The 15,905-nt window shown below is 65.6% G+C and carries 16 protein-coding genes; 5 read left to right on the forward strand and 11 right to left on the reverse strand.

Going from position 1 to position 15,905, the window contains the following annotated elements:
* Positions 1–91: 91 nt before the first annotated feature.
* Positions 92–982: a pyochelin biosynthesis transcriptional regulator PchR gene (gene pchR, locus LT948_RS31115; protein WP_003106955.1), complete on the reverse strand. Its 891-nt coding sequence runs from the start codon at positions 980–982 to the stop codon at positions 92–94.
* A 229-nt stretch (positions 983–1,211) separates the two neighbouring features.
* On the opposite strand from pchR, the gene pchD reads away from it, so the two are divergent.
* From pchD to pchA, 4 genes are read left to right on the forward strand one after another with little or no spacing between them, the layout of a single operon-like run.
* Positions 1,212–2,855, forward strand: coding sequence for a pyochelin biosynthesis salicyl-AMP ligase PchD (gene pchD, locus LT948_RS31120; protein ID WP_016852424.1), 1,644 nt, complete (start codon positions 1,212–1,214; stop codon positions 2,853–2,855).
* Positions 2,852–3,607 (forward strand): pyochelin biosynthesis editing thioesterase PchC, encoded by a 756-nt coding sequence (gene pchC / locus LT948_RS31125; RefSeq protein WP_033996262.1) that lies wholly within the window; start codon positions 2,852–2,854, stop codon positions 3,605–3,607. Before pchD ends, pchC begins: the two co-directional genes overlap by 4 nt.
* Complete coding sequence (gene pchB, locus LT948_RS31130; protein WP_003106950.1) at positions 3,607–3,912, forward strand: isochorismate lyase PchB; 306 nt, start codon at positions 3,607–3,609, stop codon at positions 3,910–3,912. The genes pchC and pchB overlap by 1 nt, the downstream gene beginning before the upstream one ends.
* Positions 3,909–5,348 (forward strand): isochorismate synthase, encoded by a 1,440-nt coding sequence (gene pchA, locus LT948_RS31135; RefSeq protein WP_218816343.1) that lies wholly within the window; start codon positions 3,909–3,911, stop codon positions 5,346–5,348. The genes pchB and pchA overlap by 4 nt, the downstream gene beginning before the upstream one ends.
* Before the next feature lie 88 nt (positions 5,349–5,436).
* On the opposite strand, the gene ssb is transcribed toward pchA, so the two are convergent.
* Both ssb and LT948_RS31145 read right to left on the reverse strand, forming a co-directional pair.
* Positions 5,437–5,934, reverse strand: coding sequence for a single-stranded DNA-binding protein (gene ssb / locus LT948_RS31140; RefSeq protein WP_003114685.1), 498 nt, complete (start codon positions 5,932–5,934; stop codon positions 5,437–5,439).
* 16 nt (positions 5,935–5,950) lie between these two features.
* Positions 5,951–7,339, reverse strand: coding sequence for an MFS transporter (locus LT948_RS31145; RefSeq protein ID WP_003103910.1), 1,389 nt, complete (start codon positions 7,337–7,339; stop codon positions 5,951–5,953).
* A 213-nt stretch (positions 7,340–7,552) separates the two neighbouring features.
* Between LT948_RS31145 and uvrA the strand changes: the two genes are divergently transcribed.
* A complete protein-coding gene (gene uvrA, locus LT948_RS31150) occupies positions 7,553–10,390 on the forward strand; it encodes an excinuclease ABC subunit UvrA (protein WP_003093663.1) in 2,838 nt (945 codons plus the stop codon).
* A gap of 71 nt (positions 10,391–10,461) precedes the next feature.
* Here uvrA and bfr read toward each other — a convergent pair whose 3' ends face one another.
* The 8 genes from bfr to rpmJ form a co-directional block, all read right to left on the reverse strand.
* Positions 10,462–10,926: a bacterioferritin gene (gene bfr / locus LT948_RS31155; RefSeq protein WP_003093668.1), complete on the reverse strand. Its 465-nt coding sequence runs from the start codon at positions 10,924–10,926 to the stop codon at positions 10,462–10,464.
* A 130-nt stretch (positions 10,927–11,056) separates the two neighbouring features.
* Positions 11,057–12,505, reverse strand: coding sequence for a catalase KatA (katA, locus tag LT948_RS31160; RefSeq protein ID WP_003103909.1), 1,449 nt, complete (start codon positions 12,503–12,505; stop codon positions 11,057–11,059).
* 280 nt (positions 12,506–12,785) lie between these two features.
* Positions 12,786–13,175 carry a 50S ribosomal protein L17 gene (gene rplQ, locus LT948_RS31165; protein ID WP_003093672.1) on the reverse strand — a complete coding sequence of 130 codons (390 nt, stop codon included), beginning with the start codon at positions 13,173–13,175 and terminating at the stop codon, positions 12,786–12,788.
* A gap of 43 nt (positions 13,176–13,218) precedes the next feature.
* On the reverse strand, positions 13,219–14,220 hold the full coding sequence (locus tag LT948_RS31170; RefSeq protein WP_003093675.1) for a DNA-directed RNA polymerase subunit alpha: 1,002 nt from the start codon (positions 14,218–14,220) through the stop codon (positions 13,219–13,221).
* Between the two features lie 22 nt (positions 14,221–14,242).
* Positions 14,243–14,863 (reverse strand): 30S ribosomal protein S4, encoded by a 621-nt coding sequence (gene rpsD, locus LT948_RS31175; RefSeq protein ID WP_003093678.1) that lies wholly within the window; start codon positions 14,861–14,863, stop codon positions 14,243–14,245.
* Positions 14,864–14,879: 16 nt separating this feature from the next.
* Positions 14,880–15,269 (reverse strand): 30S ribosomal protein S11, encoded by a 390-nt coding sequence (gene rpsK / locus LT948_RS31180; protein ID WP_003093689.1) that lies wholly within the window; start codon positions 15,267–15,269, stop codon positions 14,880–14,882.
* A gap of 18 nt (positions 15,270–15,287) precedes the next feature.
* The gene (rpsM, locus tag LT948_RS31185) at positions 15,288–15,644 is read right to left on the reverse strand and encodes a 30S ribosomal protein S13 (protein WP_003093692.1); all 357 of its coding nucleotides are present in this window, start codon (positions 15,642–15,644) and stop codon (positions 15,288–15,290) included.
* Positions 15,645–15,774: 130 nt separating this feature from the next.
* Complete coding sequence (gene rpmJ, locus LT948_RS31190; RefSeq protein WP_003093693.1) at positions 15,775–15,891, reverse strand: 50S ribosomal protein L36; 117 nt, start codon at positions 15,889–15,891, stop codon at positions 15,775–15,777.
* Between the last annotated feature and the right edge of the window lie 14 nt (positions 15,892–15,905).

The raw sequence follows: 15,905 nt of genomic DNA on the forward strand, positions 1-15,905 counted from the left end.
CTTTAGACAGCCGGACTGTTTCGTTAGATGCAGCGTCATCCCGCAGCGGCGACGCCCCTCCCGTGGCCGGGTCGGGGGTCGTCGCGGAGACTCAGCGGATCTCGCTGGGGGAGATGCCGTAGCGCTTGCGGAAAGCGATGGAGAAATGCGCCGGGCTGTAGCCCACCCGGTAGGCCACCGTGGAGACGTTCGCCTCTTCGTCGCAGAGCATCCGGTGCGCCTCGCGCAGGCGGTACTCCTGCAGGTAGCCGAATACGCTGGCGCCGAATACCTTGCGGAAGCCGGCGGTCAGCTTGCGCGGGTTCATGCCCACGCGGCTGGCCAGCGTGTCCAGCGACGGCGGCTCCTGCAAGGCGCCGACCAGCAGGTCGCGGGCGGCGTGGATGCGCTCGACCTCCGAGCAGGTGATGCGCGGCTCCTCGACGGGGCGCCCCTCGCCGGAAAGGAACTGGGCGCTGAGCGCGGCCAACTCCAGGGCCTTGCCGCCGAGGTAGAGATCGCGGGTCGGACCGAGCATCTGGCAGGTGGCGATCTGCGAGGCCAACGCCTGCATCGCCCGCGGCGCCGGGCAGCTCATGATCCGCGGATCGCCGCCGGGGCGGCGTATCAGTTGCTCGGGCAGCCAGCCGAGGCGGCTGTCCAGGGCTTCGACGCCGAGCTGGACGATGGTGTAGCGCAACGGCTTGTCGGTGCCGTAGATCTGCGCCGAGGTGAAGTCGCCGTCGTTGGCGATGGTGCACAGGCTCGGCCCCTCGATGAGGTGCTCGGGCTGGCCGGGGATCCGGCAGCGCAACTGGCCGCTCTGCACGAGGATCAGGCGCAGGCCGCGCTCCAGCGGTTCCTCGAACCAGTCCTCGCTGGCCGAACAGAAGGTTCCGGTCACCAGCTTCATGTTCGGATCGATGTGCGCGACGCCGGGCCGGTTGCCCGGTGCCGGCGCGGCGGCATCGGCCTGTGGCGGAGCAATGATGGTGATGGTCATCAGGTTTTCCTGTAGCCCGGGCGCTGCCGACGCGGCGACGCCTTCCTGGATACGTGGGGGCAGGGGGACTTTTTAGCGGAGATGGACAAAGCGCCCTGCACTCCGCCCCTGCAGCGAATGAAAAAGCCCCGCAATCGAAAGGCGCGGGCTTGCGCGGTCCCTGCCGCCCGCCAATGATAATAAATCTCATTTCCCAGCAATGGCAATCGACCGCATCCACGGAGATCGCATGACTTCCTCGCCCGCCACCCCATCGGCCGTCGACGACGCCCCCGACTGGCCCGCCGCCTTCGTCCGCCGCTATCTCGACGCCGGCCACTGGCAGGACCAGAACTTCGCCGAAGCCCTGGCCGCCAGCGCCGCGCGCCATCCGCGGCGGATCGCGCTCTGCGACGACGACCAGCGGCTCAGCTATGCCGACCTGCTCCAGCGCTGCCGCCGCCTGGCAGCCGGACTGCGCCAGGCCGGCCTCGCACATGGCGACACGGTAGTGCTGCACCTGCCCAACGGCATCGCCTTCGTCGAGACCTGCTTCGCCCTGTTCCAGCTCGGCGTACGCCCGGTGCTCGCCCTCCCCGCCCATCGCCAGCATGAGATCAGCGGTTTCTGCCGCTTCGCTGAGGCCAAGGCCTACATCGGCGCCGAACGGATCGACGGCTTCGACCCACGGCCGATGGCCCGTGAGCTGCTCGCCAGCGGCGCCTGCCGGATGGCGCTGATCCACGGCGAGGCCGAGGCGCCGCTGCAAGCGCTGGCACCGCTGTACCAGGCCGACGCGCTGGAAGAATGCGCCGCCCGCGCCGAGGATATCGCCTGCTTCCAGTTGTCCGGCGGCACCACCGGCACGCCGAAGCTGATTCCCCGGCGTCATCGCGAGTATCTCTACAACGTCCGCGCCAGCGCCGAGGTCTGCGGCTTCGACGAGCACACGGTGTACCTCACCGGGTTGCCGATGGCGCACAACTTCACCCTCTGCTGCCCCGGAGTGATCGGCACGCTGCTGGCCGGCGGCCGCGTGGTGGTCAGCCAGCGCGCCGATCCCGAGCATTGCTTCGCCCTGATCGCCCGTGAACGGGTCACCCACACCGCCCTGGTACCGCCGCTGGCGATGCTCTGGCTGGATGCCCAGGAAAGCCGCCGCGCCGATCTATCCAGCCTGCGTCTGCTCCAGGTCGGCGGTTCCAGGCTCGGCAGCAGTGCCGCGCAACGCGTCGCACCGGTGCTCGGCTGCCAGTTGCAACAGGTGCTGGGAATGGCCGAGGGGCTGATCTGCTACACCCGCCTGGACGATCCGCCCGAACGCGTGCTGCATACCCAGGGCCGGCCGCTGTCGCCGGACGACGAAGTGCGGGTGGTCGACGCCGAGGGCCGCGAGGTCGGCCCCGGCGAGGTCGGCGAACTGACCGTGCGCGGTCCCTACACCATCCGCGGCTACTACCGCCTGCCCGAACACAACGCCAAGGCCTTCAGCGCGGACGGCTTCTACCGCACCGGCGACCGGGTCAGCCGCGACAAGGACGGCTACCTGGTGGTGGAGGGCCGCGACAAGGACCAGATCAACCGCGGCGGCGAGAAGATCGCCGCGGAAGAGGTGGAGAACCTGCTGATCGCCCATCCGCAGGTGCACGACGCCACCGTCGTGGCGATGCCCGACAGCCTGCTCGGCGAGCGCACCTGCGCCTTCGTCATCCCGCGCCAGCCGGCGCCCTCGGCGCTGAAGCTGAAGCAATACCTGCACGCCTGCGGGCTGGCCGCGTTCAAGGTGCCGGACCGCATCGAGCTGGTTCCGGCCTTCCCCCAGACCGGCATCGGCAAGATCAGCAAGAAGGACCTGCGCGAGCGCCTGCGCCGCGAGCTGGAGGCCCGCGCATGAGCGCCGCCTGGGTCCGGCCGTTCCGCCTGACGCCGATGCCGCGCCTGCGCCTGGCCTGCTTCCCCCATGCAGGCGGCAGCGCCAGCTTCTTCCGTAGCTGGAGCGAACGCCTGCCACCAGACATCGACCTGCTTGCCCTGCAGTACCCGGGTCGCGAGGACCGCTTCAACGAGGCGCCGACCACCCGCCTGGAGGACCTCGCCGACGGCGCCGCCCTCGCCCTGCGCGATTTCGCCGACGCGCCCCTGGCGCTGTTCGGCCACAGTCTCGGCGCGGCGCTGGCCTACGAAACCGCCCTGCGCCTGGAAAGCGCCGGCGCGCCGCTGCGCAACCTGTTCGTCTCCGCCCATCCGGCACCGCACCGGCAACGCGGCGGCGCATTGCACCGCGGCGACGAGGCGGCGCTGCTGGAGGACGTCCGCCGCCAGGGTGGCGCCAGCGAGCTACTCGAGGACGCCGACCTGCGCGCGCTGTTCCTGCCGATCCTGCGCGCCGACTACCAGGCAATCGAGACCTACCGACGGGCGCAGCCCATCGCCCTGGCCTGCGCCCTCGACGTCCTCCTCGGCGAGCACGACGAGGAAGTCAGCGCGGCCGAGGCGCAGGCCTGGAGCGACGCCAGCCGGGCTCCCGCCAGGCTGCGGCGCTTTCCTGGCGGCCACTTCTACCTGAGCGAGAGGCGCGACGCGGTGATCGAGCACCTGCTGCGCCGCCTCGCACATCCCGACGCCCTTTCCCGAGAGGTTGCATGATGAAAACTCCCGAAGACTGCACCGGCCTGGCGGACATCCGCGAGGCCATCGACCGGATCGACCTGGATATCGTCCAGGCCCTCGGCCGCCGCATGGACTACGTCAAGGCGGCGTCGCGCTTCAAGGCCAGCGAAGCGGCGATTCCGGCGCCCGAGCGGGTCGCCGCGATGCTCCCCGAGCGCGCCCGCTGGGCCGAGGAAAACGGACTCGACGCGCCCTTCGTCGAGGGACTGTTCGCGCAGATCATCCACTGGTACATCGCCGAGCAGATCAAGTACTGGCGCCAGACACGGGGTGCCGCATGAGCCGGCTGGCGCCCCTGAGCCAGTGCCTGCACGCCTTGCGCGGCACCTTCGAGCGCGCCATCGGCCAGGCGCAGGCGCTCGATCGTCCGGTGCTGGTGGCGGCGTCGTTCGAGATCGACCCATTGGACCCGCTGCAGGTATTCGGTGCCTGGGACGACCGGCAAACGCCCTGCCTGTACTGGGAACAGCCCGAGCTGGCGTTCTTCGCCTGGGGCTGCGCCCTGGAGCTGCAAGGCCACGGCGAACAGCGCTTCGCCCGGATCGAGGAAAACTGGCAATTGCTCTGCGCCGACGCCGTGGTCGAGGGCCCGCTGGCGCCGCGCCTGTGCGGCGGATTCCGCTTCGATCCGCGCGGCCCGCGCGGCCCGCGCGAGGAACACTGGCAAGCCTTCGCCGATGCCAGCCTGATGCTCGCCGGCATCACCGTGCTGCGCGAGGGCGAACGCTACCGGGTACTCTGCCAACACCTGGCCAAGCCCGGCGAAGATGCCCTGGCCCTGGCCGCCTACCACTGCTCGGCGCTACTGCGCCTGAGGCAGCCGGCCAGGCGCCGGCCCCCGGGGCCGACCGCTGGCGCGCAGGGCGACGCTTCGGCGCAGGAGCGCAGGCAATGGGAAGCCAAGGTGAGCGACGCGGTAAGCAGTGTCCGCCAGGGACGCTTCGGCAAGGTCGTGCTGGCCCGCACCCAGGCCCGGCCTCTCGGCGACATCGAGCCGTGGCAGGTCATCGAACACCTGCGTCTGCAACATGCCGACGCCCAGCTGTTCGCCTGTCGCCGCGGCAACGCCTGCTTCCTCGGCGCCTCCCCGGAACGCCTGGTCCGCATTCGCGCCGGCGAGGCACTCACCCATGCCCTGGCCGGGACCATCGCCCGCGGCGGCGACGCCCAGGAAGATGCGTGGCTCGGACAGGCCCTGCTGGACAGCGCCAAGGACAGGCACGAACACCAGTTGGTGGTGGAGGCGATCCGTACGGCCCTGGAACCCTTCAGCGAGGCGCTGGAAATCCCCGATGCGCCTGGCCTGAAACGACTGGCGCGAGTCCAGCACCTGAACACGCCGATCCGCGCCCGCCTCGCCGACGCAGGCGGCATCCTGCGGCTGCTGCAGGCGCTGCATCCGACCCCCGCGGTGGGCGGCTACCCACGCAGCGCGGCGCTGGACTACATCCGCCAGCACGAAGGGATGGATCGTGGCTGGTACGCCGCGCCGCTGGGCTGGCTCGACGGCGAAGGCAACGGCGATTTCCTGGTGGCGCTGCGCTCGGCCCTGCTCACGCCGGGCCGGGGCTACCTGTTCGCCGGCTGCGGTCTGGTAGGCGATTCGGAACCGGCCCACGAGTATCGCGAAACCTGCCTTAAGCTCAGTGCCATGCGGGACGCTCTGTCCGCCATAGGCGGCCTGGACGAAGTGCCCTTGCAACGCGGCGTCGCCTGAAAACGAAGACCCCCTGCGGCCCGAGGGCGGCAGGGGGTCTTCGAAGGTCTGCCCGTGGCGCGGACGGGCCGCGCCGCAAGGGCGTCGCTTAGAACGGAATGTCGTCGTCGAAGCTGTCGTAGTCCTGGGCCGGTTGCGGCGCCGGTTGCTGCTGCGGGGCCGGACGCGACTGTTGCTGCGGGGCCTGCTGCGGGCGCTGCATGGGCTCGCGCGGGGCGCGCTGCGAATCGTCGCCGGAGGGGCGGCCGCCGAGCAACTGCATGTTGCCGTTGATGTCGACCACGATCTCGGTGGTGTAGCGATCCTGACCATCCTGGCCCTGCCACTTGCGGGTGCGCAGGCTGCCTTCGACGTAGACCTGGGAACCCTTGCGCAGGTACTCGCCGGCGATCTCCGCCAGGCGGCCGAAGAACACCACGCGGTGCCATTCGGTGCGCTCCTGTTGCTGGCCGGTCTGCTTGTCCTTCCAGCTCTCGCTGGTGGCGAGGGTGATGTTGGTCACCGCATTGCCGTTGGGCATGTAGCGGGTTTCCGGGTCACCACCGACGTTACCAACCAGAATGACTTTGTTAACCCCACGGGCCATGACGTTCTCCTAAGGTTCAGCATCCGCCCGGCGCGGCCTGGGCCAGGCGCTCGAGGGCGGTGCGATCCACTTGTTGGGTATCCACTTTGACATAGGCGGCGGCCTCCTCGGCCACCACCACGGCGTCTGCCACACCGGGCAACGCCCTGAATCGCTGGACCAGCACCGCGTCCTGCAGCGCGGCGGGCGCGAGCGGCAGGCGAATGCTGGTCACATAAGGCGGTTCGCGCATGGTAACAGCAATCGCCAGCCAGAGGGCAGCGAGCACCGCGCATCCGATGAACACCATGCTCAGCCCGCCGTGCTGGAACATCCAGCCGCCGAGGATGCCACCCAGCGCCGCGCCGAGGAATTGGCTGGTGGAATACACCCCCATTGCCGTGCCCTTGCCGCCGGCCGGCGAGACCTTGCTGACCAGCGACGGCAACGAGGCTTCGAGCAGGTTGAAGGCGGTGAAGAACACCACCGTGCCGACCACCAGCATGGCCAGGCTGTGACCGAAGACCAGGAAGAACAGTTCGCAGGCCAGCAGGGTCGCCACCGCGCCGGTCAGCACGCGCTTCATGCGACGCTTCTTCTCGGCGTAGATGATGAACGGCACCATGCCGAAGAAACCGACCAGCAGCGCGGTCAGGTAGACCCACCAGTGCTGCTCCTTGGGCAGGCCGCCCTCGTGCACCAGCGCCAGCGGCAAGGCGACGAAGCTGGCCATGAGGATGGCGTGGAGGATCAGGATGCCGGCGTCCAGGCGCAGCAGGTCGCCGTGCTTCAGGGTCGGCAGCAGGGCCTGGCGCGCCACGCTGGATTCGCGGTGCTGGGTCATGTGGTCGGGCTGCGGGACGAAGAACAGGATCAGCAGCAGGCCGACCAGCGCCATCCCGGCGGTGAACCAGAACAGCCCATGCAGGCCGAACAGATGGGTCAGCACCGGGCCGAGCACCATGGCCACGGCGAAGGAGACGCCGATGCTCATGCCGATCATCGCCATCGCCTTGGTCCGGTGCTGCTCGCGGGTGAGGTCGGAGAGCAGTGCCATCACCGCCGCCGAGATCGCCCCGGCGCCCTGCAGGACGCGGCCGGCGATCACCCCCCAGATGGAGTCGGCATTGGCCGCGAGGGCCGCGCCGGCGGCAAAGATCAGCAGCCCGACGACGATCACCGGGCGCCGGCCGATGCGGTCGGAAATGGTCCCGAAGGGAATCTGCAGGATCGCCTGGGTCAGGCCATAGGCGCCGATGGCCAGGCCGATCAGCGCCGGGGTCGCGCCGGCCAGGTCCTGGCCGTAGGTGGCCAGCACCGGCAGGACCATGAACATGCCGAGCATGCGGAAGGCGAATACCAGTGACAGCCCGACGGCCGCTCGCGTTTCGGTACCGCTCATCCGCTCAGTATGTGAGTCGTGCATAACACCCTCATGGAAGAAACCGCTGCAGGGCAAGGCCTCATGCCCCTGCCGATGGCGCCGCCGCCCGCTCCTGGGCGGCCGGGGCAATGCCCGCGCCGGAAAAATGCCGCGCATTCTACCAGTCCGCCCCCTCGCGGCACAGGCGCGCCACTTTGCCGCGCGCTAGCGGCCAGCCGTATAATCAGCGGTTTTCGCCCGCCATGCGAGGCCGCTGTGGATAAGATCCTGATTCGTGGGGCGCGTACCCACAACCTGAAGAACGTCGACCTCACACTGCCACGCGACAAACTGATCGTGATCACCGGTCTTTCCGGTTCCGGCAAGTCTTCCCTGGCTTTCGACACGCTCTATGCGGAAGGCCAGCGGCGCTACGTGGAATCCCTCTCGGCCTACGCCCGGCAGTTCCTGTCGATGATGGAGAAGCCGGACGTGGACACCATCGAAGGGCTGTCGCCGGCGATTTCCATCGAACAGAAGTCCACTTCCCACAACCCACGCTCCACCGTGGGTACGATCACCGAGATCTACGACTACCTGCGCCTGCTTTATGCCCGCGTCGGTACCCCGCGCTGCCCGGACCACGACATCCCGCTGGAGGCGCAGACCGTCAGCCAGATGGTCGACCAGGTCCTGGCCCTGCCGGAAGGCAGCAAGCTGATGCTGCTGGCGCCGGTGATCCGCGAGCGCAAGGGCGAGCACCTGGCGGTGTTCGACGAGATGCGCGCGCAGGGTTTCGTCCGCGCCCGGGTCGACGGCAAGCTCTACGAACTCGACGAAGTGCCGAAGCTGGATAAGCAGAAGAAGCACAGCATCGATGTGGTGGTGGACCGCTTCAAGGTTCGCGCGGACCTCCAGCAACGCCTGGCCGAGTCGTTCGAGACCGCCCTGTCCCTGGCCGACGGTATCGCCCTGGTAGCACCGATGGACGAGGACGAGGATGTCGAGGAGATCATCTTCTCGGCGCGCTTCGCCTGCCCGGTCTGCGGCCACTCGATCAGCGAGCTGGAACCCAAGCTGTTCTCCTTCAACAACCCGGCCGGCGCCTGTCCGACCTGCGACGGCCTCGGCGTGAAGCAATTCTTCGACGCGCGCCGGGTGGTCAATGGCGAGTTGACCCTGGCCGAGGGCGCGATCCGCGGCTGGGACCGGCGCAACGTCTATTACTTCCAGATGCTCGGCTCGCTGGCCCAGCATTACGGCTTCAGCCTGGAAGAACCCTTCGACGAACTCGGCGCCGAGCACCAGAAGGTGGTGCTCTACGGCTCCGGCCGGGAAAACGTCGACTTCCGCTATCTCAACGACCGCGGCGACATCGTCAAGCGTTCGCATCCCTTCGAAGGCATCCTGCCGAACCTTGAGCGGCGCTACCGCGAGACCGAGTCGGCCACGGTCCGCGAGGAGCTGGCCAAGTTCCTCAGCACCCAGCCCTGCCCGGATTGCCACGGTACCCGCCTGCGCCGCGAGGCGCGGCATGTGTGGGTCGGCGACCGGACGCTGCCGGCGATCACCGCGATGCCGGTCGGCGAAGCCTGCGAGTATGCCGCCGGACTCAGCCTGACCGGCCGCCGTGGCGAGATCGCGGCGAAGATCCTCAAGGAAATCCGCGACCGCCTGCAATTCCTGGTCAACGTCGGCCTCGACTACCTGACCCTCGACCGCAGCGCCGACACCCTGTCCGGCGGCGAAGCCCAGCGCATCCGCCTGGCCAGCCAGATCGGCGCCGGCCTGGTGGGAGTGATGTACATCCTCGATGAACCCTCGATCGGCCTGCACCAACGCGACAACGAACGCCTGCTCGGCACCCTCACCCACCTACGCAACCTCGGCAACACGGTGATCGTGGTCGAGCACGACGAGGACGCGATCCGACTCGCCGACTACGTCGTCGACATCGGTCCGGGGGCCGGCGTGCACGGCGGCCAGGTAGTGGCGGAAGGTACGCCCGACCAGGTGATGAACCACCCCGACTCGCTGACCGGCAAGTACCTTTCCGGGCGCAAGAAAATCGCGGTTCCGGCCAAGCGCACCCCGCGCGACAAGAAGAAGCTGCTGAAGCTGAAAGGCGCCCGCGGCAACAACCTGCAGAACGTCAACCTGGAAATCCCGGTCGGCCTGTTCACCTGCATCACCGGGGTCTCGGGCTCCGGCAAGTCGACGCTGATCAACAACACCCTGTTCCCTATCACCGCCACCGCGCTGAACGGCGCGACTACCCTGGAAGTGGCGCCGTACGACTCGTTCGACGGCCTGCAGCACCTGGACAAGGTGGTCGACATCGACCAGAGCCCGATCGGTCGTACCCCGCGCTCCAACCCGGCGACCTATACCGGCCTGTTCACGCCGATCCGCGAACTGTTCTCCGGCGTGCCGGAGGCCCGCTCGCGCGGCTACGGTCCCGGCCGCTTCTCGTTCAACGTCAAAGGCGGCCGTTGCGAGGCCTGCCAGGGCGACGGCGTGATCAAGGTGGAGATGCACTTCCTGCCGGACATCTACGTTCCCTGCGACGTCTGCAAGGGCAAGCGCTACAACCGCGAGACCCTGGAGATCCGCTACAAGGGCAAGAGCATCCACGAGGTGCTGGAGATGACCATCGAGGAAGCCCGCGAGTTCTTCGACGCCGTCCCCGCCCTGGCGCGCAAGCTGCAGACACTGATGGACGTCGGCCTGTCCTACATCAAGCTGGGCCAGAGCGCGACCACCCTCTCGGGCGGCGAGGCACAGCGGGTCAAGCTGTCCCGCGAGCTGTCCAAGCGCGACACCGGCAAGACCCTGTACATCCTCGACGAACCGACCACCGGCCTGCACTTCGCCGACATCCAGCAACTGCTCGACGTGCTCCACCGCCTGCGCGACCACGGCAACACCGTGGTGGTGATCGAGCACAACCTGGACGTGATCAAGACCGCCGACTGGCTGGTCGACCTCGGCCCCGAGGGCGGCTCCAAGGGTGGCCAGATCATCGCCAACGGTACGCCGGAGCAGGTGGCCGAGATGCCCCAGTCACACACCGGCCACTTCCTCAAGCCGCTGCTGGAACGCGATCGCGCCTGATTGCCGGGCGCTCATGAAAAAGCCCCTGCGACCGTGAGGCGCAGGGGCTTTTTCGTATCCGCGGGGTAGGGTCAGATCTGCGATTGCAGGTAGTTCTCCAGGCCCATCCTGGCGATCAGGCCAAGCTGTTGCTCCAACCAGTAGGCGTGGTCTTCCTCGGTGTCGGCCAGTTGGGCCTTGAGGATGTCGCGGCTGACGAAGTCCTTGTGCTGCTCGCAGAGGGCGATGCCCTTGGCCAGCGCGGCGCGGACATGGCGCTCGAGCTTGAGGTCGGCCTCGAGCATCTCCGGCACCGTGGTGCCCGGGTGGATATCGTCGGGACGCATGCGCGGCGTACCTTCGAGCAGGAGGATACGGCGCAGCAGGGCGTCGGCGTGCTGGGTCTCCTCCTCCATCTCGTGGTTGAGGCGCTCGTAGAGCTTGCTGAAGCCCCAGTCCTCGTACATGCGCGAGTGGATGAAGTACTGGTCGCGCGCGGCCAGCTCGCCGGTCAGCAGCGTGTTGAGGTAATCGATGACTTCCGGATGGCCTTGCATCGGGGGGCTCTCCCTGGAGAAAACTAGGAATCTAGCCGCATATGCTCCCGGCTCCGCCTGATCCGGGTCAAGCCAATGCAGATAAAAAAGCCCCCTTCCTAGGAAGGGGGCCGGGGGCCTCATCAGGCCATCAGTCCAGCTTCAGGCCGAGGGCGTCGGCGACGCCTTTGCCGTAGGCCGGGTCGACCTTGAGGAACAGGCCGATCTGGCGACGCTGGATCTGTTCCGGTACATCGCGGATGTCTTCGGCGATGTTGGCGAACAGCCGCTGCTTCTGCTCGTCGGTGAACAGATGGAACAGCGCGGCGGGCTGGCTGTAGTAGTCGTCGTCCACCCGGTGGTTCCAGTGGTCCGCCGCGCCCTCCAGGCTCAGCGGCGGCTCGGAGAAGTCAGGCTGCTCCTGCCACTGGTTGAAGCTGTTCGGCTCGTAGGTGACGCGCTGATGGGCGTTGTTGCCGTCCACCCGCATGCCGCCATCGCGGTGGTAGACCTGGTGCGGGCAACGCGCGGCGTTCACCGGGATCTGGTGGTGGTTGACGCCCAGGCGATAGCGATGGGCGTCGCCGTAGGAGAACAGACGGCCCTGGAGCATCTTGTCCGGCGAGAAACCGATACCGGGCACCACGTTGGCCGGCGTGAAAGCGGCCTGCTCGACCTCGGCGAAGTAGTTGTCCGGGTTACGGTTCAGCTCGAAGAAGCCCACTTCGATCAACGGGTAGTCACCGTGGGGCCAGACCTTGGTCAGGTCGAACGGGTTGTAGCGATAGGTGGCCGCTTCCTTCTCGGGCATGATCTGCACGTACATCTTCCAGCGCGGGAAGTCGCCTTTCTCGATGCTCTCGTACAAGTCGCGCTGCGAACTCTCGCGGTCCTGGGCGATCACTTCGGCGGCCTCGGCGTTGGTCAGGTTCTCGATGCCCTGTTGGGTCTTGAAGTGGAACTTGACCCAGAAGCGCTCGTTGTTCGCATTGATGAAGCTGAAGGTATGGCTGCCGAAACCATGGATGTGCCGATAGCTCTTCGGCAGGCCGCGGTCGCTGAAGTCGATGGTCAACTGATGCAGCGACTCGGGGAGGTGAGAGAAAAAGTCCCACTTGAAGGTCGCATTGCGCAGGTTGGTGCGCGGGTCACGCTTCACCACGTGGTTGAGATCGGGGAACTTGAGCGGGTCGCGCAGATAGAACACCGGGGTGTTGTTGCCGACCAGGTCCCAGTTGCCCTGCTCGGTGTAGAAACGCATGGAGAAGCCGCGGATGTCTCGCTCGGCATCCGCCGCGCCACGCTCACCGGCGACGGTGGAGAAGCGCAGGAACATATCGGTCTTCTTGCCGACCTGGGAGAAGATCTTCGCCCGGGTGTAGGGGGTGATGTCATGGGTGACGGTGAAGGTGCCGTAGGCCGCGGAGCCTTTCGCATGCATGCGTCGCTCGGGGATCACTTCGCGATCGAAGTGGGCGAGCTTCTCGAGGAACCACACGTCCTGCAGCAACATCGGGCCACGCGGACCGGCGGTCTGCACGTTCTGGTTATCGACCACCGGTGCGCCAGCGGCAGTGGTCAGGCGGGTCTTCTCTTCCATTTACTCTCTCCTCAACGGCTAACGTGCTATGAAGCGAAGCGGCTACACGGAAATCATCAGCGTGGACCAGGGATTGGCGGAGGACAACCTGTCGGCTGAACCAAGCGCCTTTGCATTGATCTCGCTTATCCGAACGTAGCTTTTCGTAAAAGCAGGTTAAGGATGAATGACAGCCCTCCCGCAATCCAATTTATTAAAGACAGCGATCCGATAGATAAAAACTTTAAGGCAGGTAATAAAAAAACCGGGCCTAGGCCCGGTTTCTTGTGCAGCAGATGCCTTATTCGGCAGCTTCTACGACTTCACCGCCGACAGGACGATCAACCAGCTCGACGTACGCCATGGGGGCGTTGTCGCCAGCGCGGAAACCGCACTTCAGGATGCGCAGGTAGCCGCCCGGACGGTTGGCGTAGCGCTTGCCCAGGTCGTTGAACAGCTTGCCAACGGCAGCTTTCGAACGGGTACGGTCGAAAGCCAGGCGACGGTTGGCGACGCTGTCTTCCTTGGCCAGGGTGATCAGCGGCTCGGCAACGCGACGCAGTTCCTTGGCCTTGGGCAGGGTGGTTTTGATCAGTTCGTGTTCGAACAGCGACACCGCCATGTTCTGGAACATAGCCTTGCGGTGCGCGCTGGTGCGGCTCAGGTGACGACCACTTTTACGATGGCGCATGGTTCAATTCCTTTCCAAACTTTACGTTCGGTAGTTACGACGATCAGGCAGTGGCCTTGTCGTCTTTCTTAAGACTTGCCGGCGGCCAGTTATCGAGGCGCATACCGAGGGACAGACCACGGGAAGCCAGAACGTCCTTGATTTCGGTCAGGGACTTCTTGCCCAGGTTCGGCGTTTTCAACAGCTCCACTTCGGTGCGCTGGATTAGGTCACCGATGTAGTAGATGTTTTCCGCCTTCAGGCAGTTGGCCGAACGTACGGTCAGTTCCAGGTCATCGACCGGGCGCAGGAGGATCGGATCGATCTCGTCTTCCTGCTCTTCAACGACGGGTTCGCTGTCGCCCTTGAGGTCCACGAACGCTGCCAGCTGCTGTTGCAGGATGGTAGCGGCGCGACGGATAGCCTCTTCGGGATCCAGGGTGCCGTTGGTTTCCAGGTCCAGGACCAGTTTGTCCAGGTTGGTGCGCTGCTCGACACGGGCGTTTTCCACCACGTAGGAGACACGACGGACCGGGCTGAACGATGCGTCGAGCTGCAGACGGCCGATGCTGCGGCTTTCGTCTTCATCGCTCTGACGTGCGTCGGCAGGCTCGTAGCCACGGCCACGAGCTACCTTCAGCTTCATGTTCAGCGCGCCGTTGTCTGCCAGGTTGGCGATAACGTGGTCACCGTTGATGATCTCAACATCGTGATCCAGCTGAATATCGGCAGCAGTCACAACACCCGAGCCCTTCTTAGCCAGGGTCAGCGTCACTTCATCACGACCGTGCAGCTTGATGGCCAGACCTTTCAGGTTCAGCAGGATCTCGATTACATCTTCCTGCACTCCTTCGATCGCCGAGTACTCGTGGAGTACGCCGTCGATCTCGGCCTCGACCACTGCGCAGCCAGGCATGGAGGACAACAGGATGCGACGCAGCGCGTTGCCCAGGGTGTGACCAAAACCACGCTCGAGAGGCTCGAGCGTGATCTTGGCGCGGGTTTGACTGACCACCTGCACATCGATGTGGCGGGGGGTCAGGAACTCATTTACCGAACTCTGCATGGATGCACCTATTTTCTAGCCCTTACTTGGAGTAGAGCTCGACAATCAGGTTTTCGTTGATATCAGCGGACAGGTCGCTGCGAGCCGGAGCACTCTTGAAGGTACCAGCCTTCTTGTCGAGGTCGACTTCGACCCACTCGACGCGACCGCGCTGGCCACAGAGTTCCAGAGCCTGAGCGATACGCAGCTGGTTCTTCGATTTTTCGCGAACAGCTACGACGTCACCGGCCTTCACTTGGTAGGAAGGGATGTTGACGGTCTGACCGTTGACGGTGATGGCCTTGTGGGATACCAGCTGGCGGGATTCCGAACGAGTGGAACCGAAGCCCATGCGGTATACGACGTTGTCCAGGCGGCACTCGAGCAGTTGCAGCAGGTTCTCACCGGTAGAACCCTTGCGACGGGAAGCTTCCTGGTAGTAACCGCGGAACTGACGCTCCAGCACGCCGTAGATGCGACGTACTTTCTGCTTTTCACGCAGCTGCAGACCGTAGTCGGACAGACGGCCACGACGCTGGCCATGCTGGCCAGGAACGTTTTCAGCCTTGCACTTCGAGTCGAGGGCGCGGGCGCCGCTCTTCAGGAACAGGTCGGTGCCTTCACGGCGAGACAGTTTGCACTTGGGACCAATGTAACGAGCCATTTCTCACTGTCTCCTATTACACGCGACGCTTTTTCGGCGGACGGCAGCCGTTATGCGGGATCGGGGTTACGTCGGTGATGCTGGCGATCTTGTAGCCGCAAGCATTCAGAGCGCGAACGGCGGACTCGCGGCCCGGGCCCGGGCCCTTGACGTTGACGTCCAGGTTCTTCAGACCGTATTCCAGGGCAGCCTGGCCGGCACGCTCGGCCGCTACCTGGGCAGCGAACGGGGTGCTCTTACGCGAGCCGCGGAAACCGGAACCACCGGAGGTCGCCCAGGACAGTGCGTTGCCCTGACGGTCGGTGATGGTCACGATGGTGTTGTTGAAAGACGCGTGGATGTGGGCGATCCCATCGACCACTGTCTTTTTGACTTTCTTACGGGGACGAGCAGCAGGTTTTGCCATGACTAGATTCCTACGCGATTACTTGCGGATCGGCTTACGCGGGCCCTTGCGGGTACGCGCGTTGGTCTTGGTACGCTGACCGCGAACCGGCAGACCGCGACGATGACGCAGACCGCGGTAGCAACCGAGGTCCATCAGACGCTTGATGTTCATGTTGATTTCGCGACGCAGGTCACCTTCGGTGGTGATCTTCGCGACTTCGTTACGCAGCTGATCGATCTGCTCGTCGCTCAGGTCCTTGATCTTGGCAGCCGGGTTTACGCCGGTGGCTGCGCAGATGCTCTGAGCAGTAGTGCGACCAACACCATAGATGTAGGTCAGCGAGATAACAGTGTGCTTGTTATCCGGAATGTTGACGCCTGCAATACGGGCCATTCAGAAAAACTCCAATTGACAGCTACCCTGCGCCCAGGAAGCCAAGAAAGGGCGCGGATATTAGCGCTGTAATAGCAAATAATCAACCCGGCAGCACACTAGCTGCCGGGTTATCACGCGTGGATCACAATCAGCCTTGGCGCTGCTTGTGACGCGGTTCCGCGCTGCAGATCACCCGCACGATGCCATCGCGACGGATGATTTTGCAGTTACGGCACAGCTTCTTGACCGATGCACGAACTTTCATCACCAACTCCTCGA

This window comes from Pseudomonas sp. CP-1 (genome assembly GCF_021213715.1).
Lineage (GTDB): Bacteria > Pseudomonadota > Gammaproteobacteria > Pseudomonadales > Pseudomonadaceae > Pseudomonas > Pseudomonas aeruginosa.

Bases quoted from the DNA above. Each gene is read 5' to 3' on its own strand.
- pchR (WP_003106955.1), bottom strand. From the start codon at position 982: ATGACCATCACCATCATTGCTCCGCCACAGGCCGATGCCGCCGCGCCG.
- pchD (WP_016852424.1), top strand. From the start codon at position 1,212: ATGACTTCCTCGCCCGCCACCCCATCGGCCGTCGACGACGCCCCCGAC.
- pchC (WP_033996262.1), top strand. From the start codon at position 2,852: ATGAGCGCCGCCTGGGTCCGGCCGTTCCGCCTGACGCCGATGCCGCGC.
- pchB (WP_003106950.1), top strand. From the start codon at position 3,607: ATGAAAACTCCCGAAGACTGCACCGGCCTGGCGGACATCCGCGAGGCC.
- pchA (WP_218816343.1), top strand. From the start codon at position 3,909: ATGAGCCGGCTGGCGCCCCTGAGCCAGTGCCTGCACGCCTTGCGCGGC.
- ssb (WP_003114685.1), bottom strand. From the start codon at position 5,934: ATGGCCCGTGGGGTTAACAAAGTCATTCTGGTTGGTAACGTCGGTGGT.
- LT948_RS31145 (WP_003103910.1), bottom strand. From the start codon at position 7,339: ATGCACGACTCACATACTGAGCGGATGAGCGGTACCGAAACGCGAGCG.
- bfr (WP_003093668.1), bottom strand. From the start codon at position 10,926: ATGCAAGGCCATCCGGAAGTCATCGATTACCTCAACACGCTGCTGACC.
- katA (WP_003103909.1), bottom strand. From the start codon at position 12,505: ATGGAAGAGAAGACCCGCCTGACCACTGCCGCTGGCGCACCGGTGGTC.
- rplQ (WP_003093672.1), bottom strand. From the start codon at position 13,175: ATGCGCCATCGTAAAAGTGGTCGTCACCTGAGCCGCACCAGCGCGCAC.
- LT948_RS31170 (WP_003093675.1), bottom strand. From the start codon at position 14,220: ATGCAGAGTTCGGTAAATGAGTTCCTGACCCCCCGCCACATCGATGTG.
- rpsD (WP_003093678.1), bottom strand. From the start codon at position 14,863: ATGGCTCGTTACATTGGTCCCAAGTGCAAACTGTCTCGCCGTGAAGGC.
- rpsK (WP_003093689.1), bottom strand. From the start codon at position 15,269: ATGGCAAAACCTGCTGCTCGTCCCCGTAAGAAAGTCAAAAAGACAGTG.
- rpsM (WP_003093692.1), bottom strand. From the start codon at position 15,644: ATGGCCCGTATTGCAGGCGTCAACATTCCGGATAACAAGCACACTGTT.
- rpmJ (WP_003093693.1), bottom strand. From the start codon at position 15,891: ATGAAAGTTCGTGCATCGGTCAAGAAGCTGTGCCGTAACTGCAAAATC.